20 protein-coding genes, 1 pseudogene and 2 CRISPR repeat arrays are annotated in these 23,983 nt (G+C 69.6%); of the genes and pseudogenes, 16 read left to right on the forward strand and 5 right to left on the reverse strand.

Annotated features, from left to right (window positions below; translation table 11 throughout):
* Positions 1 to 4: 4 nt before the first annotated feature.
* Entirely contained in the window at positions 5 to 1,564 is a 1,560-nt protein-coding gene (locus ACIP5K_RS15300; RefSeq protein ID WP_401409591.1) for an FMN-binding glutamate synthase family protein, read from the reverse strand.
* A gap of 173 nt (positions 1,565 to 1,737) precedes the next feature.
* Between ACIP5K_RS15300 and ACIP5K_RS15305 the strand changes: the two genes are divergently transcribed.
* Together ACIP5K_RS15305 and ACIP5K_RS15310 are read left to right on the forward strand one after the other, a co-directional pair.
* Positions 1,738 to 2,025, forward strand: coding sequence for a cupin domain-containing protein (locus tag ACIP5K_RS15305; protein WP_401409593.1), 288 nt, complete (start codon positions 1,738 to 1,740; stop codon positions 2,023 to 2,025).
* Positions 2,022 to 2,633 carry a class I SAM-dependent methyltransferase gene (locus ACIP5K_RS15310; protein WP_401409594.1) on the forward strand — a complete coding sequence of 204 codons (612 nt, stop codon included), beginning with the start codon at positions 2,022 to 2,024 and terminating at the stop codon, positions 2,631 to 2,633. Before ACIP5K_RS15305 ends, ACIP5K_RS15310 begins: the two co-directional genes overlap by 4 nt.
* Before the next feature lie 25 nt (positions 2,634 to 2,658).
* Here the strand turns inward: ACIP5K_RS15310 and ACIP5K_RS15315 are convergent, their stop codons facing one another.
* Both ACIP5K_RS15315 and ACIP5K_RS15320 read right to left on the reverse strand, forming a co-directional pair.
* Entirely contained in the window at positions 2,659 to 3,039 is a 381-nt protein-coding gene (locus ACIP5K_RS15315) for a hypothetical protein (RefSeq protein WP_401409596.1), read from the reverse strand.
* A 77-nt stretch (positions 3,040 to 3,116) separates the two neighbouring features.
* Positions 3,117 to 3,671, reverse strand: coding sequence for an ATP-binding protein (locus tag ACIP5K_RS15320; RefSeq protein WP_401409598.1), 555 nt, complete (start codon positions 3,669 to 3,671; stop codon positions 3,117 to 3,119).
* A 135-nt stretch (positions 3,672 to 3,806) separates the two neighbouring features.
* Here ACIP5K_RS15320 and ACIP5K_RS15325 point away from each other — a divergent pair, with 135 nt between their 5' ends.
* The 3 genes from ACIP5K_RS15325 to ACIP5K_RS15335 all read left to right on the forward strand — a co-directional run bounded on the left by ACIP5K_RS15325 (position 3,807) and on the right by ACIP5K_RS15335 (position 5,817).
* The gene (locus ACIP5K_RS15325; RefSeq protein ID WP_401409599.1) at positions 3,807 to 4,673 is read left to right on the forward strand and encodes a helix-turn-helix domain-containing protein; all 867 of its coding nucleotides are present in this window, start codon (positions 3,807 to 3,809) and stop codon (positions 4,671 to 4,673) included.
* Positions 4,674 to 4,702: 29 nt separating this feature from the next.
* On the forward strand, positions 4,703 to 4,921 hold the full coding sequence (locus tag ACIP5K_RS15330; RefSeq protein ID WP_401410207.1) for a DUF397 domain-containing protein: 219 nt from the start codon (positions 4,703 to 4,705) through the stop codon (positions 4,919 to 4,921).
* Between the two features lie 80 nt (positions 4,922 to 5,001).
* Positions 5,002 to 5,817 carry an SAM-dependent methyltransferase gene (locus ACIP5K_RS15335; RefSeq protein WP_401409601.1) on the forward strand — a complete coding sequence of 272 codons (816 nt, stop codon included), beginning with the start codon at positions 5,002 to 5,004 and terminating at the stop codon, positions 5,815 to 5,817.
* A gap of 11 nt (positions 5,818 to 5,828) precedes the next feature.
* Here ACIP5K_RS15335 and ACIP5K_RS15340 read toward each other — a convergent pair whose 3' ends face one another.
* Positions 5,829 to 6,290: a carboxymuconolactone decarboxylase family protein gene (locus tag ACIP5K_RS15340; protein WP_401409603.1), complete on the reverse strand. Its 462-nt coding sequence runs from the start codon at positions 6,288 to 6,290 to the stop codon at positions 5,829 to 5,831.
* Positions 6,291 to 6,399: 109 nt separating this feature from the next.
* Between ACIP5K_RS15340 and ACIP5K_RS15345 the strand changes: the two genes are divergently transcribed.
* The 10 genes and pseudogenes from ACIP5K_RS15345 to ACIP5K_RS15390 form a co-directional block, all read left to right on the forward strand.
* Positions 6,400 to 7,311 carry a pirin family protein gene (locus ACIP5K_RS15345; RefSeq protein WP_401409605.1) on the forward strand — a complete coding sequence of 304 codons (912 nt, stop codon included), beginning with the start codon at positions 6,400 to 6,402 and terminating at the stop codon, positions 7,309 to 7,311.
* A gap of 793 nt (positions 7,312 to 8,104) precedes the next feature.
* Positions 8,105 to 9,355: a CRISPR direct-repeat array (repeat unit 29 nt; unit sequence CGGAGCACCCCCGCGTCGGCGGGGAGAAC).
* A gap of 202 nt (positions 9,356 to 9,557) precedes the next feature.
* Positions 9,558 to 12,395, forward strand: coding sequence for a CRISPR-associated helicase Cas3' (cas3, locus tag ACIP5K_RS15350; RefSeq protein ID WP_401410209.1), 2,838 nt, complete (start codon positions 9,558 to 9,560; stop codon positions 12,393 to 12,395).
* A gap of 389 nt (positions 12,396 to 12,784) precedes the next feature.
* Complete coding sequence (casA, locus tag ACIP5K_RS15355) at positions 12,785 to 14,377, forward strand: type I-E CRISPR-associated protein Cse1/CasA (RefSeq protein WP_401409606.1); 1,593 nt, start codon at positions 12,785 to 12,787, stop codon at positions 14,375 to 14,377.
* A gap of 154 nt (positions 14,378 to 14,531) precedes the next feature.
* Complete coding sequence (casB, locus tag ACIP5K_RS15360) at positions 14,532 to 15,095, forward strand: type I-E CRISPR-associated protein Cse2/CasB (protein ID WP_401409608.1); 564 nt, start codon at positions 14,532 to 14,534, stop codon at positions 15,093 to 15,095.
* Complete coding sequence (cas7e, locus tag ACIP5K_RS15365) at positions 15,092 to 16,219, forward strand: type I-E CRISPR-associated protein Cas7/Cse4/CasC (RefSeq protein ID WP_401409609.1); 1,128 nt, start codon at positions 15,092 to 15,094, stop codon at positions 16,217 to 16,219. Before casB ends, cas7e begins: the two co-directional genes overlap by 4 nt.
* Positions 16,216 to 17,010: a type I-E CRISPR-associated protein Cas5/CasD gene (gene cas5e, locus ACIP5K_RS15370; RefSeq protein WP_401409611.1), complete on the forward strand. Its 795-nt coding sequence runs from the start codon at positions 16,216 to 16,218 to the stop codon at positions 17,008 to 17,010. The genes cas7e and cas5e overlap by 4 nt, the downstream gene beginning before the upstream one ends.
* On the forward strand, positions 17,007 to 17,657 hold the full coding sequence (gene cas6e, locus ACIP5K_RS15375; protein WP_401409613.1) for a type I-E CRISPR-associated protein Cas6/Cse3/CasE: 651 nt from the start codon (positions 17,007 to 17,009) through the stop codon (positions 17,655 to 17,657). The genes cas5e and cas6e overlap by 4 nt, the downstream gene beginning before the upstream one ends.
* A 56-nt stretch (positions 17,658 to 17,713) precedes the next feature.
* The gene (gene cas1e, locus ACIP5K_RS15380; RefSeq protein ID WP_401409615.1) at positions 17,714 to 18,676 is read left to right on the forward strand and encodes a type I-E CRISPR-associated endonuclease Cas1e; all 963 of its coding nucleotides are present in this window, start codon (positions 17,714 to 17,716) and stop codon (positions 18,674 to 18,676) included.
* The gene (gene cas2e / locus ACIP5K_RS15385; protein WP_401409617.1) at positions 18,676 to 18,993 is read left to right on the forward strand and encodes a type I-E CRISPR-associated endoribonuclease Cas2e; all 318 of its coding nucleotides are present in this window, start codon (positions 18,676 to 18,678) and stop codon (positions 18,991 to 18,993) included. The genes cas1e and cas2e overlap by 1 nt, the downstream gene beginning before the upstream one ends.
* Positions 18,994 to 19,010: 17 nt before the next feature.
* Positions 19,011 to 19,588: a CRISPR direct-repeat array (repeat unit 29 nt; unit sequence GCCCTCCCCGCCGACGCGGGGGTGTTCCG).
* A 572-nt stretch (positions 19,589 to 20,160) separates the two neighbouring features.
* A pseudogene (locus ACIP5K_RS15390) lies at positions 20,161 to 20,367 on the forward strand (hypothetical protein); the annotation flags it as partial.
* A 428-nt stretch (positions 20,368 to 20,795) separates the two neighbouring features.
* On the opposite strand, the gene ACIP5K_RS15395 reads toward ACIP5K_RS15390, so the two are convergent.
* A complete protein-coding gene (locus ACIP5K_RS15395; RefSeq protein WP_401409618.1) occupies positions 20,796 to 21,773 on the reverse strand; it encodes an alpha/beta hydrolase in 978 nt (325 codons plus the stop codon).
* Positions 21,774 to 22,203: 430 nt separating this feature from the next.
* Between ACIP5K_RS15395 and ACIP5K_RS15400 the strand changes: the two genes are divergently transcribed.
* Positions 22,204 to 23,661, forward strand: a complete 1,458-nt coding sequence (locus tag ACIP5K_RS15400) for a hypothetical protein (protein WP_401409619.1) — start codon at positions 22,204 to 22,206, stop codon at positions 23,659 to 23,661.
* Positions 23,662 to 23,983 lie beyond the last annotated feature (322 nt).

Raw genomic sequence — 23,983 nt, forward strand, 5'->3', positions numbered from 1 at the left:
GAGGTCAGTCGCCCGCCCCGGGCGGCGCCGCCGGACCACCGGTGACCGGACCGTCGGTGAGCAGCGCGGTGATCTCCTCGGCGAGCCGCGGCGAGAGCTCGCCCCAGCCGTCCTGATAGCCGTAGACGCTCGCGAGGGAACGGGCCTCGTAGTCGCCGTTCATGATGTCGATGTCGGCGGGCGTGATCAGGGACGGGTGCGCCACCCCGACCGCCCCCGACACCTTCAGCAACTCCCGCCGCAGGGTGCGCAGATACATCGCGGCCCGGTTGGCCTTCGACGGCGCGTCGACACCGCGCACCAGCCACGGGGCCTGGGTGGCGATCCCGGTGGGGCACTTGTCGGTGTGGCACTTCTGCGCCTGGATGCAGCCGATGGACAGCATCGCCTCGCGCGCCACGTTGATCATGTCGACGCCGAGCGCGAAGGCGACGGCGGCGTTCTCCGGCAGCCCGAGCTTGCCCGACCCGATGAAGGTGACGTCGTCGGTCAGCCCCCGCTCGGCGAACACGCTGTAGACGCGCGAGAACCCCATCCGGAACGGCAGCGACACGGAGTCGCTGAAGATCAGCGGGGCGGCGCCGGTGCCGCCCTCGCCGCCGTCGACGGTCACGAAGTCCACCCCGCGGTCGCCCCGCGCCATCAGGGTGGCCAGCTCCTCCCAGAAACCCATCTCGCCGACCGCGCTCTTGATCCCGACCGGCAGCCCGGTCTCGGCGGCCAGCAGCTCCACGAAGTCGAGCATCGAGTCGACATCGTGGAACGCGGTGTGCCGCGACGGCGACGCGCAGTCCCGGCCGGCCGGGATGCCGCGGATCCCGGCGATCTCCTCGGTCACCTTCGCGCCCGGCAGCATGCCGCCGAGGCCCGGCTTGGCGCCCTGCGACAGCTTGATCTCCAGGGCCCTGACCGGGGCGCTCGCCACGACCGCCTTCAGCCTGTCGAGGCTGAAGGCGCCGTCCTCGTCACGGCAGCCGAAGTACGACGTGCCGATCTGGAGCACGAGATCGCCGCCGTTGCGGTGGTACGGCGACAGCCCGCCCTCACCCGTGTTGTGCATCGTGCCGGCCAGCGCCGCGCCCTTGTTGAGCGCGGTGACGGCCGCGCCGGACAGCGACCCGAAGCTCATCGCCGAGATGTTGACGATGCTCGCCGGACGGAACGCCTTGGCGCGTCCGCGCGGACCGCCCAGCACCTTGGCGGAGGGCAGCGGCGCCTGCGGGTCGTGCACGTCGGGCAGCGGCCCGGCGAACGTGCGCTGCTTCACGTACGCGTGCCCCTGCACGTGCTCGACGTCGTTGTCGGTGCCGAACCCGAAGTAGTTGTTCTCCTCCTTCGCCGACGCGTAGATCCAGCTGCGCTGGTCGCGGCTGAACGGCCGCTCCTCGTCGTTCGACGTCACGACGTACTGGCGCAGTTCGGGGCCGATCGTCTCCAGCAGGTAGCGGGCGTGCCCGACCACCGGGAAGTTTCTCAGCAGGGCGTGCTTCTTCTGCACGAGGTCGCGGGCGGCCACCAGGGCCAGGGCCGTCGCGGCGGCCGCGCCTATGTTCCGAGCACGCATGGGTCGTTCCTCTCCTGGACTGCCCGACATCGACGCCGGAAGACGCCCGAGCAGGGCCGATGGTAGAGGCCGGACACCCGGCCGGGCAGGTCAGGGGGTCGGCCGGGCCGGGGGGTCCGTCCACTAGCCTGCGGATCCGGGGCCCCCGCCCGACCGCACCGAGGAGAAGCACCATGAGCACCACCGCCCGCGCCACCGTGCAGCACGAGGACGCGCGCGTCCGCGTCACCCGCTGGGACTTCGAGCAGGGGCAGAGCACCGGCCGCCACGTCCACGCGTACGACTACGTCGTCGTGCCCGTCACCGACGGGCGGACCGACGTGATCGGCGCCGACGGCACCGTCACCCCCTCGACGCTGCGGGCCGGCGAGTCCTACGCCCGCGCGGCCGGCGCCGAGCACGAGGTCGTCAACGCGGGCGACGCGCCGCTCTCCTTCGTCGAGATCGAGCTGAAGAAGTGAGCCGCTGGCAGGACCTGACCGGCGGGACGTCCGGCGACGCCTACGCCGCCCGCTTCGAGGCGCTCGCCCGCGCCGGTGAGGACATGCACGGCGAGGCCGCGTTCTGTTCGGCGCTGGTGCCCGCGGGCGCCCGCGTCCTCGACGCGGGCTGCGGCACCGGACGGGTCATGATCCGGCTGGCCGAACTCGGCCACGACTGCGTGGGCGTCGACCTCGACGACTCGATGCTGGACGTGGCGCGGGCCCGGGCGCCCCGGCTGCCCTGGTTCCGGACCGATCTCGCCGCGTTCGACCCGGCGCGGCTGGGCATCGCCGCGGACTTCGACCTCGTGGTCGCCGCCGGGAACGTCATGGCGCTGCTCACCCCCGGCACCGAGCCCGTCGTCGTCGAGCGGCTGGCCGGGGCGCTGCGCCCGGGCGGTCTCCTCGTCGCGGGCTTCGGCCTGGACGCGGCGCATCTGCCGGTGCCGCCCAGCCTCACGCTGGAGGAGTACGACGCCTGCTGCGCCGCGGCCGGCCTCGACCTCGTCGACCGGTTCGCCACCTGGGACGCGGCCCCCTTCGACGCGGGCGGCTACGCCGTCAGCGTCCACCGCGCCCGCCCCTGACCCGGCGGGCCGCCGCCCCCGGCCGTCAGCGGGCGTCGTCGCTGCCGGCCGACAGCGGCGCCCAGGTGTACCGGAGCCGCACGCCGTGGTCGCGGAGCCAGACGGTCTCGCGGCGCCGGAGTTCGTGCGCCGACTCCGGCGCGATGGCGCAGGGCCAGCGGACCAGCACCTCGGCGACCCGGCCCCCCTGCACGAGCTGGCGCACCCGGCGCCACCCGGTCCGCAGCACCGGATCCGGTTCGCCGTACGTGTCGGTGACGACCTCGGCGATCGTCAGCCCGCGTTCCTCCGCGAACGCCTGCCCCTCGGTCCGCGCGCACTGCGCGGCCGCCCCCGGCCCGACCGGTGCCCGGTCGGCGCACACGTACAGCACGACGGGCGGCTCGGGTTCGGGGTGTGCGGGCATGAATGCCTCCTGGACGTGGCCGGGCCGCGCGGTACCGGTCGGAACACAGGCCGTCGAGGTCGGGATCGGGGTCGGGGTCAGGGACAGGAGGTCAACTCGGCCCAGACCACCTTGCCCTCGGCCCGCGTCGACCGCGCGGAGCCCCAGCGGTCCGCGATCTGCTGGATGAGGAACAGGCCGCGGCCGTTCTCGTCGCCGGGGCCCGCGGGGCGCTCGGGCGGCAGGACCGGGACGCGGCCGCCGTCGTGCAGTTCGATCCGCAGCAGCCGCTCGTCGCCGGTGAGCGTGAGACCGCAGACGACCTGACCGCTGTCGGTGTGCAGGACCGCGTTCGTCGTCAGTTCGGAGACCAGCAGCACCGCGTCGCAACAGGTGTCGCCCGGCACCTGCCAGGCACGCAGCCGGTCCCGCACGGTGTCGCGGGCGGATCGTGCGCTGGTGCGCAGCGCGGGCAGGCCGAACCAGTACTCCCGGCGGGGCGCGGTCGTCTCCGACACCGGGGTCGGGGCCGGTGTGCTGGGCCGGGACAGAGTCACGAAGGTCGCCTTCCAGGGCGGCCGCCGGGCGGCCGCGGTGTGGGGGTACGAACTGCGGCGCGAGCGGTGCGCGGCAGTGCTGACGTGACCGCTCACGCGACAACTATGCGCGTGACGCACGCACCCTGCAACCGACTCCCTGATAATTTCAGGGGAGTGGTTGTCGACCTGGCGTCATCATCAAGTCACTGCGAGAATGGTGATGTTGATGTCCCCTCAGGAAGGCTGGGCGTGAGCGAAGCCCGTTCCGGCACCAGTGCGCCGACGGTCCTGCGGATGATCCTCGGCCGGCGGCTGCGGGACATGCGCCTGGGCGTCGGCGCCTCACTGGAGGACGCGGCGCGAGCCCTGCGCGTGAAGCCCCTGACGATCCGCCGCCTGGAGAAGGCCGAGGTCGCGCTGAAGCCTCTCTACGTGGAGAAGCTGCTGGAGACCTACGGCGCGGACCGCCAGGAGACGGAGGAGTTCGTCGAGCTGGCCGAGCGGGCCAACGCGCCGGGCTGGTGGCACTCCTACCGCGACGCCGTGCCCGGCTGGTTCACCGCCTACGTGAGCCTGGAGACCGACGCCAAGACCCTGCGCACCTACGAACCCCAGTACGTGACGGGCCTGTTGCAGACCCCCCGGTACGCCCACGCGGTGCTCCGCGCCGGCCTGCCGAACGGCAGCGACGAGGAGGTCGCCCGCCGCGTGGAGCTGCGCCTGCGCCGCCAGAGCCTGCTGGAGCGGGAGGACGCCCCCACGCTGTGGGTGGTCATGGAGGAGGCCGTCCTGCACCGGATGGTGGGCGGCCCCGACGTGATGCGGGAGCAGATCGAGCGGATCCTCGACATGTCCGAACTCCCGCACGTCAGCGTCGACATCGTGCCGTTCGGCGCGGGCGCCCACGCAGGGGCGTGCGCGCCGTTCACGTACTTCCGGTTCGAGGAGCCGGAGCTGCCCGACATCGTCTACAGCGAACTGCTGTCCGCCGCCGTCTACCTGGACCAGCGCGAGGACGTCGTCGCCCATCTGGAGGCCCACTCCCGGATGGCGCTGGCGACCTCCTCGTACGACAGCAGGACGCTCTTGAACCACATGCGCAAGGAGTACTCGTGACGGTCACCGGCGAGGACGTGTACAACGGGATGCCGGCCGGCGATCTCGGCGAACAGGGATGGGAGCGTCCCTGGAGCGGGCCGAACGGCGGGCAGTGCGTCGAGACCAAGCGGCTCGCCGACGGCCGCGTCGCCGTGCGGCAGTCGACCGACCCGGCCGGGCCGGCGCTGATCTACGCGCCGGAGGAGATCGCCGCGTTCGTCCGCGGGGTCAAGGAGGGCCTGGCCGATCATCTGGCCGCCGGCTGACCGGCGGCGCACGGCGGGGACGACAGCGGTCCCCCGTTCCGGGCCCGCGGGCCGACACACACACGCAGGAAAGGGCGAACATGAGCACCAGGCAGGCCGGCCGCGACCTCGACACGAGCAGGCCGCACTCGGCCCGGATGTACGACTACTTCCTGGGCGGCAAGGACCACTTCGAGATCGACGAGAAGGCGGCCCTGGTCGCGGCGGAGGCCCACCCCGGGATCTATCTGACCGCCCGGGAGAACCGGGCGTTCATGCACCGCGCCACCCGGGTCCTGGCCCAGGAGCACGGCATCCGCCAGTGGCTGGACATCGGCACCGGCATCCCGACCGAGCCCAATCTGCACCAGGTCGCCCAGTCCGTCGCGCGCGACGCCCGCGTCGTGTACGCGGACAACGACCCGCTGGTCCTGAAGTACGCCGAGCGCCTGATGCGCAGCACCACCCAGGGCCGCACGGCCTACGTGGAGGCCGACGCCACCGACGCCGACGCGCTGATGAGCGCCGTGGAGGAGGCGGAGGTGCTGGACTTCGGGCAGCCCGTCGCGCTGTCCCTGAACGCGCTGATGCACTTCATCACCGGGCCGAGCGACCCGTACGCGATCGTCCGGCGGCTGCTCGAACCGCTCGCGCCGGGCAGCGCCCTGGCCATGAACCACTGCACGCCCGACTTCGACCCCGTCACCTGGAACAAGGTGGCGGACGTCTACACGCGGGCGGGTTCTCCGGTGGACTTCCGCTCGCACGCCGACGTCCTGCGGTTCTTCGACGGACTCGACCTGATCGAGCCGGGCCTGGTGTGCTGCCACCGCTGGCGCCCCGACGCGCCGGCCGACGGCACCGGGCCCACGGACGCCCAGATCAGCCTGCTGGCGGGCGTCGCCATCAAGCGCTGACCGGGCGGGCCCTAGCCGGCCCGGACCGGGTGCTTGCTGAGGACGGACACGCGGTTGAAGGCGTTGATGGTGATGGCGACCCAGATCACCGCGGAGATCTCCGCGTCCCCGAGGTGCCGGCGGGCCTCCTCGTACGCGGCGCTCTGGAGCCCGGCGTCGGCCGGGGCGGTCGTCGCCTCCGCCAGTCCCAGGGCGGCCCGCTCGCGGCCGGTGAAGACCTCGGTGTCGCGCCAGGCCGCGAGCACCCCGAGCCGCTGCGTCGTCTCGCCCGCGCGCAGGGCCGCGCGGGTGTGCACGTTCAGGCAGTAGGCGCAGCCGTTGAGCTGGGAGACCCGCAGGTTGACGAGCTCGACGAGCCGGCGGTCGAGGCCCGCCTCGGCGGCGGTGGCCCGCACCGCCTCGCCGGCCCGCACGAGCGCCTGGTACGCGTCGGGACTCTGCTTGTCGACGAAGACCCGCTGGTCGGCGCTCAACTCTGACTCCTTCACGGGTGGTCGCGGGGCGTGGTCGGCGCCGCGTGGACGAGGACGTATGATCACACTCAATAGTTGAATCTTAACCTACATGGGGTGGGTGGGTGCCATGAGCAGCGGCGTCGAGGTCCTGACGGCACGGGACGTACCGCTCGGCGGGCCGCGTTCCATGAAGGTGCGCCGCACGCTGCCGCAGCGGGCGCGGACCCTCATCGGCGCCTGGTGCTTCGTCGACCACTACGGCCCCGACGACGTGGGCGTCAGCGGCGGCATGGACGTCGCACCGCACCCGCACACCGGACTACAGACGGTGAGCTGGCTGTTCAGCGGAGAGATCGAGCACCGCGACAGCCTCGGCAGCCACGCCATGGTCCGCCCGGGCGAGCTGAACCTGATGACCGGCGGGTACGGGATCAGCCACACGGAGGTCTCCACGCCGACGACCACCGTGCTGCACGGCGTACAGCTGTGGGTGGCGCTGCCGGACGCGGACCGGCGCACGGGCCGCGACTTCCAGCACTACGCGCCCGCGCCGGTCGCGCTCGACGGCGCGCAGGTCCGCGTCTTCCTGGGCGAACTGGCCGGTTCCGTCTCGCCGGTGCGCACCTTCACCCCGCTCCTCGGGGCCGAACTCGTCCTGGAACCGCGCGCGCACATCACCCTCGCCGTCGACCCCGCCTTCGAGCACGGCCTCCTGGTCGACGCCGGCACGGTCCACCTGGACGGATCGCCGCTCGCACGGACCGAGCTGGGGTACGCGGCGCCCGGGCGCGACACCCTCTCCCTCACCAACGGGACGGACGCCCCCGCCCGCGCGGTCCTGCTGGGCGGTCCGCCGTTCGGCGAGGAGATCGTCATGTGGTGGAACTTCATCGCCCGGTCGACGGAGGAGATCGTCCAGGCCCGGCGGGACTGGACGGAGGGGCGGCGGTTCGGTGTGGTGGAGGGGTACGACGGGGATCCACTTCCGGCGCCGGAGCTGCCGAATGTTCCCTTGAAGCCGCGTGGGAACAGGCGTTGACCTGTGTGAACGGTATTTGCTGGGTGAGCGTGCGGGTGGCACCTAGGGTCAGCCCTGCCTCTGTCTTCGGCGGCGTTCGGCGCGTGGTGGCAGGCTAGCTGGAGGGGTTGCTCAGGGGGGGGGGGCGCTGTTCCAGAGTGTGGCCGTCTGTGGACGGCTTTAGCAGTCCTATTGCTGACCTGATGCTGACTTTATTGATGGTCTGTCAGGTGCCGAGGTTGCGATATCTGCCCGGCCCAGTCGTTCTCCTGTGCACTGCGTTGAATCGGCGACAGTCCGAGGGCTGGCGGCCTTGCAGGAAGTCAGCCGCGTAGCGTCTGGAAGACCGCGGCCTGGGGGTGTAGTTGTGGGAGGTCGACAACAATGAGCGTGCTGAGGTCAGTGTCAACTGCTCGAGCAGCGCCGGAGCCGGACACACGCGGACGTGATTTGATGAACTTCGTCATGAAGTTCACCGCTACGTCGCGCCGACCAGGCGGGTTTCCAGCTAAAGGCGTTCCGGCCTGCGGTTTCGCGTCTTTCCCGGCCTTTCATGTTCGTGTGGTCTTGTACGGTCGAGACTCCCCAGACGCTCCCCGGTGGGCGAGATTCTCCCCAGATTCCCCCCAGGGGGCTGTCTCTTTAGTGGCGGTTGGGCCCGGCTGCACGGGAAGGTGTGCCTGGCTACTCTATGTGTCGATCATGACCGTTTTTACGAGCTCTTCGGGCACCTCCGACAATTGGTCGAACTGGGTGGAACGGCCTCGCGACTGCGGTGAAGACAGGAGATGCGGACTTCCACGATCGGTACGGGCCTAATCACCCCGCGTCGGCGGGGAAGACGTACGCCTCCCAAACTTGGAACGCCCAAAGGGCGGAGCACCCCCGTGTCGGCGGGGAGAACTGGACGACGACGTGCACTCCGACGCCTCGTAACGGAGCACCCCCGCGTCGGCGGGGAGAACGCCGGGCGGCGGCGAAGAGGCCCACAGCGTTCCGGAGCACCCCCGCGTCGGCGGGGAGAACCAGTCCGCGCCGGGGAACGGCTCGTACCGCGGCGGAGCACCCCCGCGTCGGCGGGGAGAACGCCGAGGTCCATGTCCGCACCAAGGGCGGCGGCGGAGCACCTCCGCGTCGGCGGGGAGGACGCCGAGGTCCATGTCCGCACCAAGGGCGGCGACGGAGCCCCCCCCCGCGTCGGCGGGGAGAACAGGAAGGAAGCCCCGAGTCTCCAGGCTCGGGGCGGAGCACCCCCGCGTCGGCGGGGAGAACCGGCTCGAAGGCCTTCTCGCGGGCCGCCTGGACGGAGCACCCCCGCGTCGGCGGGGAGAACCGGCTCGAAGGCCTTCTCGCGGGCCGCCTGGACGGAGCACCCCCGCGTCGGCGGGGAGAACCGGTTCAGCTCCAGGACCAGGGCCTGACCGCCCGGAGCACCCCCGCGTCGGCGGGGAGAACCCTTCCACACTGGCTCACGACGCAGCACCAATCGGAGCACCCCCGCGTCGGCGGGGAGAACGAAGCCCGCGCCATCATCGCCCTCGCCGGAGACGGAGCACCCCCGCGTCGGCGGGGAGAACGCCCTGGAGCTCGCGCGGCTGAACCCGGCGGGCGGAGCACCCCCGCGTCGGCGGGGAGAACTGCCGTTCGAGGAAGAACGCGCGGGCCATCGACGGAGCACCCCCGCGTCGGCGGGGAGAACGCCAGCGTCATCACCGCCGACTGCTCCACAGACGGAGCACCCCCGCGTCGGCGGGGAGAACATGCAGTGGGCCATGTGGGCCGGCTCCGCGGTCGGAGCACCCCCGCGTCGGCGGGGAGAACGAGCGGCGGCGTCTCATAGTCGTGACGATCGACGGAGCACCCCCGCGTCGGCGGGGAGAACGAGTCGTACCAGTGCGGCGACCTCGACTGCCACGGAGCACCCCCGCGTCGGCGGGGAGAACTGCTGCGCCGAAGCCAGCTGCTCCTGTGCCGACGGAGCACCCCCGCGTCGGCGGGGAGAACGACGGGGCAGCCTCGGCGTACAGCCGGCCGAGCGGAGCACCCCCGCGTCGGCGGGGAGAACACTTCCTGACCTGCGCCTCAGCGGGCGGTTTGCGCTTTCTTTGCCGTGAGGGGCGCGCGAGTGCGTCGTAGGCGACCCATGGCGTCAGCCTACCGACACCGTGACGCTTTTCGTGTTGTCAGTCGTGAGTGGTTGCATGCTGTCCCTCGCCCGAAACGAAGGGCGAGGGGACTGGTCTGCACATCGGCGCTGGGGGTTCGGGGTGTTCGAGAGGTGGGGAACGCCGGATGAGTCGGCGTGGGGGAAATCCCGGGGGTTGGCTCCGGATGGGGTGCCGTATCCCTTGGTCCGGCACCTCTTGGACGCTGCCGCGATGGCGTTGCATCTCTGGGACTGCTATCTCTCGGAGAACCAGCGCGTTCGGATCGCCGAGGGGATGGGGCTGGAGGGTGAGCCGGAGCGTGCACGGGCTGTCGTCGGGCTATGCGCTGGGTTGCACGACATTGGCAAGTTGTCGGGGTTCCAGTTCTGTTCCGAGCACGGTAGCCGGTTCCTAGCCCCCGAACTGAGTGCAGACCATGCACAGATGAGAGCAGAGCGATTTGGGCACGACGTGGCCGGCCAGCAAGCCGTAGGGGAGGTACTAAAGGCTCTGGGATTGGCGAGCGACCGTGAGCTGCCTTTCGCGTGGAGGCTGGCCGAGATTGTCGGAGGGCATCACGGACGCTTCCATCGCCACGAGGACGGCGTTGCTCCGACGTTTCTCGGCGGGACCGCTTGGCAGCAGCAACGCGTTGCGCACGCCGGAGCTGTGTACGAGGCACTGGACTCTCCGCAGGCGTCTGGAACCTTCAAGGCGCCTGCGGCGGTGCTGGTGACAGGGCTCGTCATTCTTGCGGACTGGTTGGTCAGCCAGGAAGCCTATGTACGGGGACGACTTGGGACGCTGGAGTCCTCGTTGGTCGATCACTTCGAGCGGTCGCAGGAAGGCGCTCCCGGTCTGCTGGCTGAGGCGGGGCTAGCCCGCGGCCGGCTGCAGCGCAAGGAGTTCGCGCAGGCGTATGGCATCCAGGGGGAGCCAAACCCGCTCCAGCAGTCGGTGATGGACGAACTGCGCAAGGCCGTGGGCGCCGGGCGCCGCGGCGGCGTCTTTCTCGTCACTGCGGCTCCAGGGGATGGCAAGAGCGAGACGGCCCTGGAGGCGGAACGTGTCCTGTCAGAGGTCTTCGGTACGCGGGGATATGTGTTCCTGCTGCCGACCATGGCCACCTGTGACCAGATGTACGGGCGTGTGGTGAAGACGTTGCTTCGGCAGTCCGGTGAGGGCTCCGGGCTGACTCTGGTGCACAGCATGGCTTGGTTGAACAGTGCCTACGCCGATGAGGATCTCGGTGCGACGAACGTGCTGACCTGTGATGGCGACGAGGCGGAGCGGGGTCGGCGGGAGGACATTGACATGCGGCCGCAGCGGTGGCTGCGCGGTTCGAAGCGGCCGTTGCTCGCGCAGTTCGCGGTGGGCACGATCGATCAGGCGCTGATGGCGGTGCTGCCGGTGCGTCACAATGCGCTGCGCCTGCTGGCGCTGTCGGGGAAGACCCTCATCGTGGATGAGGCCCATGCCTACGACCCGTACATGCAGGTGCTTTTGGGCCGGCTGCTCAATTGGCTGGGCACGTACGGTGTTCCGGTCGTCCTGCTCTCCGCGACCTTGCCGTCGTCGATCAGTGATCGGCTGATCAAGGAGTATCTCAAGGGCGCCGGCCATAAGTCGAGCGCACTGCGGCAATGCTCGTTCCCGGCTCCGTATCCCGGGTGGCTGTATGTGGACGGGGAGAGCGGCCGGGCAACGGAGATGTCCAAGGGGCGCCGCCGTGAGCAGGCACGGGTGCGGCAGCAGCGGCTGAACGTCGTCGTGAAACCGGTGGTTCACGGCGCCGACAGCAGCGCCCGCAACCGTGGGTTGGTGATCGAACGGCTTGTGGAGCCGCTGTTCGCGACGGAGGGCGGCACGGCCCTTGTGGTGTGCAACACCGTCGCGGACGCACAGGAGACCTACCTGAGGCTCCGTGAGCGCTTCGATGCACGCTCCCATGAGCAGGGCGGCAGTGTGCAGTTGCTGCACGCACGTTTCCCCGGGGATGTCCGGGAGGCGCGTACGGGGGAGGTCACCGAGGGACTGGGGCGCGGTGGTCCGCGTCCGTCGCGCCGGATCGTGGTCGCCACGCAGGTGGTCGAGCAGTCGCTCGATCTTGATGCGGATCTCGTCATCAGCGATCTGGCTCCCTTGTCCCTGCTGCTGCAGCGGGCGGGGCGGTGCTGGCGGCACGAGAATCATTGGCGAGGGCACGGCTATCCCGGCGGACAAGAGAGGCCGTCGTGGGCGAAAGGGCCGTCCTTGGTGGTCCTCGATCCGCTTACGCAGGGTGGGAAAATACCGGCGCAGTGGGGAGAGGTGTACTCCGAGCATCTCCTCGCGGTGACTTCCCGGATGCTCGCCCGTCTGGAGGGCGGGGTCATCTCCCTGCCGGGTGATGTGCAGGGCCTTGTCGAGTCCGTGCACGGGGACAGCGAGGAGTTCGACTGGAATGCCCCAGGGGGCAGCGAGGCAGCAGCCTTGACCGTGCATCAGGGCAAGGAGATGGCGGAACGCAGCATGGCCGGTCTTCTGGCGGTGCCGCGGGCCCGGCAGGTTCGTGAGCTGCACGATCTGCATCACCTGCCGGGCGAAGAGGACGAGTGGGAGTTGTCCACCCGGCTCGGGGCGGACTCCGTTCGCATCCTGTGCGCCTACCTGCAGGAGAGCGGGGAGGTGACGTTGGACCTGGAGGGGGAGCGACCGCTCCCTGAAGCTGCGGAGGACGGCAGAATGCCGGTGACCTCCGTCCGGGCAGTGATGCGCAGCACCCTTGCGGTCCGGGCTGAGTGGTTCAAAAAGGCGGATCCTGACAGCATCGCGCCACCACCGTCGTGGGCGACGCATCCCATGCTCGGCGACTTGCGAGTGCTTCGCCAGCCCGTGCGCTCACGCAGGGCAGAGGCCGTCGTGGTCGGAGGTAAATCCCTGCGTCTGGACGACGACCTCGGCCTTGTCCGCACGTGAGCGAAGCAGGGGCGACCCCCGCGTCGGCGGGGAAGGTGCGGCCTCGGCGGTACGCCCATGCCTCTCAACCGGTCCACCCCCCGCTGCGGCGAGGACGAGGGCTCCCTCCAGCAGGCGGGCGGAGCAACGAGTCTGCGGATATTCCCGAGTTGAACGATTTGGCGTGAGCTTTCGGTGTTTCCTTCCTGTCCGTCGTACCGCTCCCGATGGCATCCGGCAAGGAACGAAGCGGTTCGGCCATGCCCTTCAACCTTCATGCTGCGAGAGGGCCCACGTGAGGGCATGGCAGGTGCTGCACTGGCGGTAGTCGCTGAGGGGAGCCGCTGTCAGTGGCGGCTGCTTCAATGCTGATGCGTTGATGTCAGAGCGGAGCTCCGGGGGGAGTGGCCATGAGGGGTGGGGGTTTTGACCTGCGGGTCGAACCATGGATTCCGGTACGTCTGCGAGCCGGGGAATCAGAGCACCTCGGGTTATGCGAGGTGTTCAAGCGGGCGCATGAGATCGAGGATCTGGAGCTGCCGGTGCCGCCGGCGGCGGCCGGTCTGATGCGCATCCTCGCGTGCTTGGCCGCACGGATCGCGCACGACAGCGACGTCAGTCTGGACGACGCGGACGTCGCCGAGGAGATCGACGACTGGTTCGAGCTGCGCGAGCGGATCCTGAAAGCCGGTCGGTTCCAGCCGGATGCTGTGGATGCGTATTTCGGCCGGCCGGAACTGGAGGGCAGGTTCGACCTGTTCGACCCGGAGCGGCCGTTTCTGCAGGATCCACGTCTGCGCGTGGAGTGCGTCGACAGCAAGGGGGCGCCGAACCCGTCCGGGGTCAACAAGCTCGTGATGGGGCGCCCCACGGGGGTCAACGGGGCAGTTCTGTTTGGGCACTTCACCGACACGGCACCGGTACCGGTGCCATCCGCCGACGCAGCCTGGCACCTGATCGCACAGCTGTACTACGGGCCGTCCGGGCAGTGCACGCCTCGACGTATCACGAACGAGCGTACGGGCAGCGGCGATGCCGCCCCGCTGCGGAAGTCCGTCTCCTACTTCCCCTGGGGACCTGACCTGTTCACCACGCTGGTGCTGGCCGTGGCCAGCCCGCAGACCGAGGCGGACTGGGACGCGACGGATTTCTGCCCATGGGAGGAGGAGCTCAACGCGCCGTTAGGACCGCTGCCGGCGGTGACATGGCCGGGCCGGATGCTGACCGGCCGATTCCGACACGCCGCGCTGCTCATCCCCTCAGACGACGGTCGCACGGTGACCGATGCCTACCTCACCTGGGCGACCCACGAACCGCCCCGCCAGGTGCGAGATCCCTACCAGATCCTCGACCGGCGCAAGGACGGCAATTTCCAGCCCCGGGAGGCCGACGGGGCGCGGGCGCTGTGGCGAGACCTCGACTCGCTACTGCTTAAAGACGGCCGCCTGGACTCCCGGCGACCGCCGGCCCTTGAACACCTGCCACGGCAGCTGCTGCCGCAACTGCGGGTGCGGGCCTACGGCTTCGACCAGGACGGCCAGCAGAAGGACAGTGTGTGGTTCCAGGCCACGACGCCGCATGTCCTGCACTGGCAGGAGGAGAACGACACGACGATGGCGCATCACATCAAGCGCTGTCACACGACCGCTGAGCAGGTCGCAGACCGGCTCGACCTTGCCGCACGGATCGCCTGGAAACTCGCCACCGACACCAACGCCGACCCTTCACCGAAAGCCAAGATCAAACTGGATGCCCGGAAACCAGGCCCGTGGGCCTCGATCGCGCTGACCCGCTACTGGCCGTCCGCCGAGGCAAAGTTCTGGCAGCTCACCCGCGCCGGACATACAGCCGACCCGGTGGAGAAGCCATTCATCGCCGCGGCCCTCGCCGTGCTGGATGAGGCCATCGGCCAGGCCAACAGAGCCGACATCCGGGTGGCGCGAGCCCGGCACCGCGCTCGCGGCCTTCTGCTCGCGCTGCTGCGGCCGCACACCTCTGGCTGACTCCGCCCGACCGCACACCTGCTGCCAGCCCCACCAGCTCCGAACCCCTTCCCTCGCGCGATTGGCGGACACCCCTATGACCGATGCGCCGTCGGCGGCGCCCGCCCCGCCGAACCAGCCCCCTGCCCGCCCTGCCGATGCGTTTGTCGCCTACGTGCACCGCCTGTGCGAGTCGACACAGACACGTGCCGCACTGCGCCGGGGCCTCGGCCTCCCGGTGGAGCGCTGCAACCCCATGCACCGCTACCTGGTGCCATGGCTGCGCGACAACGACGATCAGGACTACGCCGACGTGCGACGGGCCTACTACGCCGTGGCCTCCCTGATGGCGGCGCGCCCGCGATCCGCACGCGACGCAGTACCGAACGACACACAGTCCCTCTCCTGGTACGCGCGTCCCAATCTGGGCGCCTGCCTGGGCAAAGCCGTCGCCCAGGGCGTCCTGAAGGAGAACTCGGCCGAAAGCACCCTGCACCTGATGGCCCGGCAGAGCAGCGACTCCATCCACCCGGGGCTCCCCGCCCTCATCCGGCAACTGCTGAACGGCGGCATCGCGCTGGACTGGGCCGTCCTTCTCAACGATCTCGCCTGGTGGAACCGCAGCCAGGACCGCATCGCCACCCGCTGGCTCGAGAGCTACTACCGCACCGCCACGACGGCCGACCCCGACTCCACCGACCCCGCCGACTCCGGCCATGCAGAGGAGAACAACCGATGACGCTCTACCTGGACCTCAGCGCCCTGCAGTCGGTGCCCGCCGCCAATCTGAACCGGGACGACCTGGGCTCCCCCAAGCAGGTGCGATACGGCAACGCCCCGCGCATCCGGGTATCCAGCCAGTCCTGGAAGCGGGCGATCCGGCTCGCCGTGGAGCAGGACCTCGGCGAGCGCGCCGCCCGCACCCGCCTCGTGCCCAGCAAGGTACAACGAGCTCTCGAAAAGGCAGGCTGGCCCGCCGAGTTGGCTACATTCGCCGGAAATCAGGTCGCCGTCAGCGCCGGGAAGAAGGGTATCGGCACGGAAACCGCTGGCCACACCTCGGTCCTGCTGTTCCTGCCGGAGGCCGCCATCGACGAGCTGGTCACTGTGTGCACCGAGCATCGCGAAGATCTGGAGGCCGCCCAGCCCAAGAAGAAGCCCGGCCAAGTGCTGCCACCCCAGGGCATCGAGACGATCCTCAAGCGGCGCACCGCCTCCATCAGCCTGCTCGGTCGCATGCTCGCCGAGCTCCCGGACGCCAACGTGGACGGGGCCGCCCAGGTCGCCCACGCCTTCACCACCCATGCCGCCGAGCCGCAGCGCGACTACTTCACCGCCGTCGACGACTGGCTCGGCGAGGCTGAGACCGGCAGCGGCCATCTGGACACCGCCGAATTCAGTGCCGGCGTCTTCTACCGGTACGCGACCGTCAACGTCGCCGACTTGCTCAAGAACCTGGAAGGCGACACCAAGGCCGCCCGAACCGTGCTCAGTTCCTTCGCGCAGCACTTCCTGCTCTCCCTGCCGCAGGCAAAGAAGAACAGCACCGCCCCACACACCGTCCCCGACCTGGCCTACCTCGCCGTACGCGAACACCGGCCGCTGTCCCTGGCCGCCGCTTTCGAAACCCCCGTCACCGGCGACCGGCAAGGCGGCTTCTCCCGACCTTCCCGCACGGTCCTCGCCACCTACGCCGACAACCTCAACCGTCTCACCGGCAACCGAAACCGCCGCTTCCACGGCCACACCGTCATCGACCCCCAGGAACAGCACGCCAGCCTCGGCGCCGCCCACGACTCCTACGACGAACTCATCGACGCAGCTGTCGAAGCCGCCGTACCCGGGGCCGGGGACCAGGAATGAGCGGCCTCCTGCTGCGCCTGGCCGGACCCCTGCAGTTCTGGGGCGAACGGTCCGCATTCGCCCCCGTGCGCGATTCCGCCCGCTTCCCGACCCGCTCGGCACTGATCGGGATGTTCGCCGCGGCCGAAGGTATCGGACGCGAGGACCTGGATACCGCCCGCTACCAGGACCTCCACCTCACCGTACGTGTAGACCGCCCTGGAGTCCTGCTTGCCGATTACCACACCGTCGGCGGTGGCTACCTCAAGGAACACACCGCTGCCACCAGCGCGGGCAGTAACAAAGGCGCCGCCGTCATCACCCGCCGCCACTACCTCTCCGACGCGGTGTTCGTCGTCGCCGTCACCGCCCCGGACGAGACCGTAGAACGCCTTGCGGCCGCCTTGAACCGGCCGCACTGGGCGCCCTACCTGGGCCGCCGCTCGTGCGCCCCCGACGAGCCGTTCCTCCTGCGCCACCACGTCGAGGACCCCGACGAAGAACTCCACATGCGAGTACCGCTCAGCCAACCCACCACACACGACACGAGCGGTGACGAGAAAGACGACACGATCGCTGTGGAGTTCCTCCGCGAACAGCAGCCACCACCGGGCAGCAGTCTGAGCGCGCCTACACCCGTCGACGTCATCGATGTGAACGACGTACCGGTCAGCTTCTCTCAGCACGGCCGCCGCTACACCACTCGGCGCCTCCATCGGAGCCTGGAGCCTGTGGCCCGCTCACTCGCAGGGCCCCAAAACGCCCTCATGCAGCGCCTGTTCGCCTACACACACCACGAGGAAGGCGCATGAACGTCCACCCGGATATCGCACGCATCCGCCTCAACCCCCACAGCCGTGACGTGCAGCGAGACCTTCGCGACGCCACCCAGATGCACCGCACCGTCATGCGCCTGGTCCCGGACGACCTCGGTGACGCCCCGCGTCAGAAAACCGGAATGCTCTATCGCCTTGAAGAGAGCGACACCTCCAGCACCCTGCTCGTCCAGGCCGCCAGCCTCGACCCGGCCAGGCTGCCCCGGGGATACGGCAACGCTGAAGTCAAGAGTCTCGCCCCCATGTTCACCGCCCTCAGGAAGGGCCTCGGCGTGCGGTACCGCATCGACGTCAACCCCTGCAAACGCGAGCGCCTCCCCCTCCAGCAGAAGGGGCAGCGAGGACGCGTCATCCCACTCGCCGGCCCGGACGCCGACCAGTGGTGGACCCGTCGGGCCGCCGAAGCCGGCCTGGACCTACACGTACTCACCCCCACCAGTCTCGAACCCGTCCGGTCACGCGGCCCTAACGCCTCCCAAATGCGGCACACTCTGCTCCGCTACGACGGCACCGCCACCGTCACCGACCCCGATGCCCTGTGCGAGGCCGTCACCAACGGCATCGGCCGCGGCAAGCCCTACGGTGCGGGACTCCTCACTCTTGCGCCGGCGCGCACCGCGTGAGCGCGCCCCGACGGGGTGGTGATGCGCGCAGACGCCTTGCCGTCCCCACTCTGGCCATGCTGCCCCGCGTCGCGGACTCCCTGTCCTTCCTCTACCTGGACATGGTCCGCGTCGTGCAGGACGACACCGGAGTGTGCGCACAGATCCAGGTCGACGCACACCGCTCCGACCTCGTCTACATCCCCACCGCTGCCCTGTCCTGCCTGCTTCTCGGGCCGGGCGTCTCCATCACCACGCCGGCCCTGACCACTCTCGCGCGCCACGGCACCAGCGTCGTCTGCGTCGGAGCTGGCGGCGTGCGCGCGTGCGCCGCCATCCTGCCCGACTCCCTCACCACCCACTGGCTGGAACAACAGGTCACCAGCTGGGCCGACCCGGACCGCCGCCTCGATATCGCCGTTCGCATGTACAAGCTACGCTTCCAGGACGCCGAACTACCGGCCACCGTCACCCTGGACCAACTGCGCGGTATGGAAGGCCAGCGCATGAAGTCCTTTTACAAGATCCTCGCCCAGCAGCACGGCATCGGACGCTTCCGCCGCAACTACCGGCCGGACCAGTGGGATTCCCAGGACCCCGTCAACCTCGCGTTGTCTGCCGCGAACACCTGCCTCTACGGCATCGTCCACGCCTCGCTTCTCGCCCTCGGCCTGTCACCCGCCCTCGGCTTTGTCCATGTCGGCACCCAGCACGCCTTCGTCTATGACATCGCCGACCTCTACAAGGCCGAGACCACACTGCCGCTCGCCTTCGCCCTCAACGACTCCACCAACCCCGAACAAGAAGCACGCCGCCGCTTCCGCGACGACCTGCGCCTGCTGCGCCTCCTGCCCCGTATCGTCCGCGACGTACAGAACCTGCTCACACCGGAAGCCACTGACAAGTCAGCCGACATCGGCGGAGCAGAGGACACGGACGAGGCTCATTCCGAGCGACGCGACGTTCGGATGGTCCACCTCTGGGATCCCAAACAAGGCGTGATTACCGCGGGCGTCAACTATGCCGCCAGGGACGACTGATGCCGTCCATGGTGGTACTCGCCACCACTGCGGTCCCCGACCATCTGCGCGGGGCCCTCAGCCGATGGACCAGTGAAGTCGTCCCCGGCATCTTCGTCGGCAGCGTCTCCGCCCGCGTCCGCGACGAACTCTGGCGAGCGGTCACCGACACCGTAGGAGATGGCGCCGCCGTACTCGTCCACCCGGCCGACACGGAACAGGGTTATGCCATTCGTACGGCTGGCACTCGGCGCCGCGTCCCGGCTGACTTCGACGGCCTAACGCTGATCCGAATGACCGGCTTAGCAACGGCAAAAGAAGTGCAAAGCCCTTCTTGAGAGGCAGGTCAGGAAGGGCCCTCCCCGCCGACGCGGGGGTGTTCCGCGACGCCGCCGCCCCGAGCCAACTCCTGGGCGGCCCTCCCCGCCGACGCGGGGGTGTTCCGGCCGCCACCCGCATCGGCACGCCCTACTCCTAGCCCTCCCCGCCGACGCGGGGGTGTTCCGTTGTCGTACTTGACCGCGCCGACGGACTCGGAGCCCTCCCCGCCGACGCGGGGGTGTTCCGTTCGACAAGGCGCTGTCGAACGTGCGGGCCGTGCCCTCCCCGCCGACGCGGGGGTGTTCCGCACCGTCGTGCGGCGCATGGCGCTGGGGCTGAGCCCTCCCCGCCGACGCGGGGGTGTTCCGGTGAGCTGGAGGCGGCCGGGTGCACCAACATCGCCCTCCCCGCCGACGCGGGGGGGTTCCGGTGCACGAGGTGCTGAACTCGATGCTCCGGGCGCCCTCCCCGCCGACGCGGGGGTGTTCCGCTCTGTACGCCCACGTAACCGGCGATCTTGGGGTCCTCCCCGCCGACGCGTGGGTGCTCCGAACTGGCTGAGCGCCTTGGCGTCCCGGCCCGCGTCCTCCCTGCCGACGCGGTCGCATTCGGCGGTCAGCAGGACGCGGCACAGTTATGGTCTGGCTAATCGCCGGTTTGGCTAACCGGCAGTCTTCGGCTATGTTGCCCGCCCGCCCGCCTCATGCCGCGATGCTTGCCCTTCACCAGCGGCAGGCTCCGCAGCGAGTTTCTGAGGCATCCCCCGGCGATGCGCGGCGTCGGCCACCTCCGATACCCCGGATCCGGGTGATCAACGGGCGGCGGCAGAATCCTGGGACCCCATCGCGCCTCAGGTGGCTGTCCGTTGCCCGGTCGTCTGGCCGCGTGGTGGCAACTTCGGCAATTGTGGACCCTGGTCGAGGGCATGACCGTCCTGCCTCGCGCAGTGAACCCCAACTTGCCCACCCATACCCCGCTGGTCGACCGGCATTGTGGTGTACGGGTACGGGCATACTGCCCGCCAGGGTCGCGGATGCCCGCGCTCCCTGAAGGACGACCCCATCTCACGAACCAACGATCGGGAACTCACGGCGACCTACTCCTGCACGACCGATGCTGACACTTTGCTGACCGTCAGGGCATCCATGTGCCGTTGACCTGGTAAAATATCCCGGGCGCTCAGCATGTGGTGGAACTTCATCGCGTGGTCGACGGAGGAGATCGTCCAGGCCCGGCGGGACTGGACGGAGGGGCGGCGGTTCGGTGTGGTGGAGGGGTACAGCGGGGACCCGCTGCCCGCCCCGGAGTTGCCGAACGTGCCCCTGAAGCCGCGGGGGAACCGTCCTGACGGGATGTCACGGGCCCGACCCCATGGTCTTGATCAAGGGTGACGGACCCCTATACAAGTATTGATTCATGGGAACGGTGGGAGTTTTTCTCGGCGGACTTGCCGTGCTGGCAGTGCTCTTGATCGTCAAACTGTCGCGGCGGAATCACAGCCGGACGGAGAACGCGGAGGGCCTGCGCATCGAGCAGGACGCGCGCCACGGGGCGGTCCAGGACCGCGCTTCCTTCAATTCGATCTCCATGCACAACACTCAACCGACGCTGAGTGACAGCCTCCACCGAAGAAACCGCTAAGACGGCGTCTCACGTGGTGCCGTCGTCGGCCGTCAGCCCCGGGTCCACGCGCGGTGCGGATCGTCACCAGCGCCAGCCACGGTGCCGTCTCCTAGCTGGTCGCCGCGCAGGACGACGAGATCCCGCGTCGCGGCGGCGGCGTCGGTCGGTTCCGGTCCGACCGGCGCCGCCGGACGGCTCAGCTGTCGTGCAGCGCCTTGTGCAGGGCGTCGATGGCGAGGTGGCGGGCGACGTTGGCGGCGCGGGTGTTACGCAGGCTGTCCAGGAGCAGGAAGTCATGGACCATGCCCGCGACCCGGACCGATGTGACGTCGACGCCGGCCTCGCGGAGCTTGTTGGCGTACATCTCGCCCTCGTCGCGCAGGACGTCGGCCTCGTCGGTGATGACCAGCGTGGTCGGCAGCCCCTTGAGCTGGTCGAGGCTGGATCGGAGCGGGGAGGCGTAGTGCTGCTTCCGCTCGTCCGGGTCGGTGGTGTAGGCGTCCCAGAACCACTTCATGCCGTCGCGGGTGAGGTAGTAGCCCTCGGCGAACTGGAGGTAGGACGGCGTGTCGAAGTCGGCGTTCGTCACCGGGTACAGCAGGACCTGTGCCTTCAGGTCGATGCCGTTGTCGCGCTCCTTGTTCATCAGCGCGAACACCGCCGACATGCAGCCGCCGACGGACTCGCCCGTCACCGCGACCCGGGAGGTGTCCAGGCCGTGGTCGGCGCCGTTCTTCAGGACCCACTGGCCCACGGCGTAGTTCTGCTCGACCTGCGTGGGGTACTTGGCCTCGGGCGCCCGGTCGTACACCGGGAAGACCCCGGCCGCGCCCGCTCCGACGACCAGTTCCCGGAAGAGGCGGTCGTGGGTCTTGTCGTCACCGAACACCCAGCCGGCGCCGTGGATGTACACGACGACGGGCAGCGGTCCCGTCGCGCCCTTCGGCTTGATGATGCGGGTACGGACCGTGCCCCATTCACCGGCATCGACGTCCACCCACTCCTCGTCCACCTCGGGGCGGTCCACGCCCTCGCCGCTCTGTAGGCCCGCGAGGATGTCGCGGCCCTGCTCCGGCGGAACCTCGTAGATCCGCGGGTGGGGGTCGGTCGCCTCGGCCAGCTCACGGGCGGCGGGCTCGAGGTAGGGGGTGACGGGATCGGGCAGAGTCGACATCTCACACGCCTCCGGATCAAGGATGGGGAAGCGGACCGCAGAGCATGGTCCGTGTGCGTCACGCGGCGAAAGGTGTGCCACCGTTCGCGCAACTCTTCCATCGTCGCCAACCGTTGCCCTACCGCAAGTTTTACGTACATTGCGTGATTTCGACGGTGTTCGGCATGCGGCGACCTCGCGATCACGCTGACCGAGATCGCGCCGAAATACCGCGCCGGGACGGTCGGAACAGAGGATGCGTGGTCGCGAGCGGCGGTGCCCGAATCGCTCATGGCGTGAGCCGTGAGGGGGGGCGACGGCGCGATCGCCCGCCTCGGCCGTCGCCGCCCCCGCAAGGTCGTCGCGTCGCCAAGCCGCCCGGTTCTCTCCCCGCACCCCATTTGCATCACGGAGAGTAAATATCCATCACTCTGTGTCTACCCTTTGTTGCATGAGGACAAGAATCCTGGCCTCGGTCTGCTCGGCCGTCGCCCTCGCTCTGCTGATGCAGATCGCGCCGTCGTCCGCGACGACACCCGCCGACCACCCACGGACCGCGCACGCGTACGAGCCACCGGCCGACAACCTGGCCGCCCAGCAGCTCGGGATCTGGGACGACCTGCCGGTCGAGGTGTGGCACCAGGCCCTGGAAGAGCACTGCATCGAGAAGAAGTCCGATGCGGCGGCCTGCACGATGACCGAAGACGACGTCGACGACCTCCTCCCCGACGTCGAGAAGCTCACCGCGGACCTCGGCCGCACCGTCAAGGACCACCCGGACCTGGTGGAAGGTGTCAACGGAACCGGCAACGACCGGTCCGTGCGCGCGCCGGGCACCCTGGTCGGCGCCACCGTCAAGGTGGCCAAGGCGAGCAAGAACAAGGCGGTCCGGGCCCTCGCGAACCAGCGGTACGCGGATCGGATCTCCGACTTCACCGACGAGGTCGGCAAGATCAGTACCGCCCACGACGGACTCACCTCCAGCACCGTCGAGGACTTCGGCAAGGTGGTGGTCGGCTCGATGCCGCTGCTCGGCGACGCCTTCTCGCTCGCCAGCGCCGTCGGCGACGGAGACGTGGAGGCAGGCATCGTCGCCGTGATCTCCCTGGCCGGCACCATGATCGCTACCGTGTGCGCCCCCGCGGGCGTCGCCATCGCCGCCTCTCTCCTCGTCTACGAACTGGGCAAGAAGATCTTCGGCTGGCTCTGCTCCGGCTCCCGCGACTGGCGCCTGGAGCCGCCCGGCAATCCCGCCGAGCTCTTCGCCAAGGGGGCGAGCATCGGCTGGGAGTCCCACGCGGGCACGAGCGACACCGGGGACAGGGCCGAGAAGAAGAGGTACGCGGTCCAGCTCACCCAGTTCACCAAGACGAAGTACACCAAGGAGGACCACCTCTGGGCCCACGCCAAACTGGTCCTCGACTCGCGCTGGTCCAAGGCGATGGACGAGGGAAAGAACCCCGTGGACTACACGGTGACCGACATCGACCTGCACGGTCTCCAGGGCCTCGTGAACAGCGTCACCTTCAAGTCCTGGCAGGACGGCGTCGAGCGCAACGCCGACTGCCGCATGCGGGACGCCACCAACTACGCCAACGGCCAGTCCATCACCTGTCACCTGCGCGACAACGAACGCCTCACCATCGGGAAGAACAAGCCCGCCATCGTCAAGATCGACTACAACTACCTCCTGAACGACGACTTCAAGAGGAAGCCCGACACCGCCTACGACCGCCCCTGGTACTGCGACCCCGACTCCGGCCCGTGCGTGCCCGCCAAGACCGACATGTACAAGAGCGAGATCCGGATCGAGACGCCGGACACCAAGAAGTGGTACCGCGTACCCGTCCCGTTCGGCTACGGGTTCGTCTCGGACCTTCCCGGTGCCACGGTCGAGCATCTGAAGTAGCCGCCGCTCGCCGTGTATCCCGACCCCGTGTATCCCGGTCCCGGGGCGGCGGCCACCGATCCCGCGTTCGAAAGCGAGAGGGTCATTCTCCAGCCGGCCGTGACGCCTGCCTCGCCCGCCACCGGCCGAGAGCGCCGCCGCGTCCGGTCGGCGGGCGAGCGACTGCGGCGGCATGTGCGCCGAGGTCCGGCAGCGGGCCACGTCCGGCCTGGGCGCTCGGGCGTTGCGCGTGCATCGGGCCGCCTCGGGCGGCTGGTGGTGCCGTGCCTGTCCCCGCGCACGCGGGGAGCAGGCGGCCCGACAGGGCGCCGAATCGGGTTGT

Origin of the sequence: Streptomyces sp. NPDC088785, assembly GCF_044750685.1 — a bacterium.
Classification (GTDB): domain Bacteria; phylum Actinomycetota; class Actinomycetes; order Streptomycetales; family Streptomycetaceae; genus Streptomyces.

What these genes read in the sequence shown, in the direction of transcription:
- ACIP5K_RS15300 (WP_401409591.1), bottom strand. Translation starts at nt 1,564, where the DNA reads ATGCGTGCTCGGAACATAGGCGCGGCCGCCGCGACGGCCCTGGCCCTG.
- ACIP5K_RS15305 (WP_401409593.1), top strand. Translation starts at nt 1,738, where the DNA reads ATGAGCACCACCGCCCGCGCCACCGTGCAGCACGAGGACGCGCGCGTC.
- ACIP5K_RS15315 (WP_401409596.1), bottom strand. Translation starts at nt 3,039, where the DNA reads ATGCCCGCACACCCCGAACCCGAGCCGCCCGTCGTGCTGTACGTGTGC.
- ACIP5K_RS15330 (WP_401410207.1), top strand. Translation starts at nt 4,703, where the DNA reads ATGCCGGCCGGCGATCTCGGCGAACAGGGATGGGAGCGTCCCTGGAGC.
- ACIP5K_RS15335 (WP_401409601.1), top strand. Translation starts at nt 5,002, where the DNA reads ATGAGCACCAGGCAGGCCGGCCGCGACCTCGACACGAGCAGGCCGCAC.
- ACIP5K_RS15345 (WP_401409605.1), top strand. Translation starts at nt 6,400, where the DNA reads ATGAGCAGCGGCGTCGAGGTCCTGACGGCACGGGACGTACCGCTCGGC.
- casA (WP_401409606.1), top strand. Translation starts at nt 12,785, where the DNA reads ATGAGGGGTGGGGGTTTTGACCTGCGGGTCGAACCATGGATTCCGGTA.
- cas7e (WP_401409609.1), top strand. Translation starts at nt 15,092, where the DNA reads ATGACGCTCTACCTGGACCTCAGCGCCCTGCAGTCGGTGCCCGCCGCC.
- cas5e (WP_401409611.1), top strand. Translation starts at nt 16,216, where the DNA reads ATGAGCGGCCTCCTGCTGCGCCTGGCCGGACCCCTGCAGTTCTGGGGC.
- cas6e (WP_401409613.1), top strand. Translation starts at nt 17,007, where the DNA reads ATGAACGTCCACCCGGATATCGCACGCATCCGCCTCAACCCCCACAGC.
- cas1e (WP_401409615.1), top strand. Translation starts at nt 17,714, where the DNA reads ATGCTGCCCCGCGTCGCGGACTCCCTGTCCTTCCTCTACCTGGACATG.
- cas2e (WP_401409617.1), top strand. Translation starts at nt 18,676, where the DNA reads ATGCCGTCCATGGTGGTACTCGCCACCACTGCGGTCCCCGACCATCTG.
- ACIP5K_RS15395 (WP_401409618.1), bottom strand. Translation starts at nt 21,773, where the DNA reads ATGTCGACTCTGCCCGATCCCGTCACCCCCTACCTCGAGCCCGCCGCC.
- ACIP5K_RS15400 (WP_401409619.1), top strand. Translation starts at nt 22,204, where the DNA reads ATGAGGACAAGAATCCTGGCCTCGGTCTGCTCGGCCGTCGCCCTCGCT.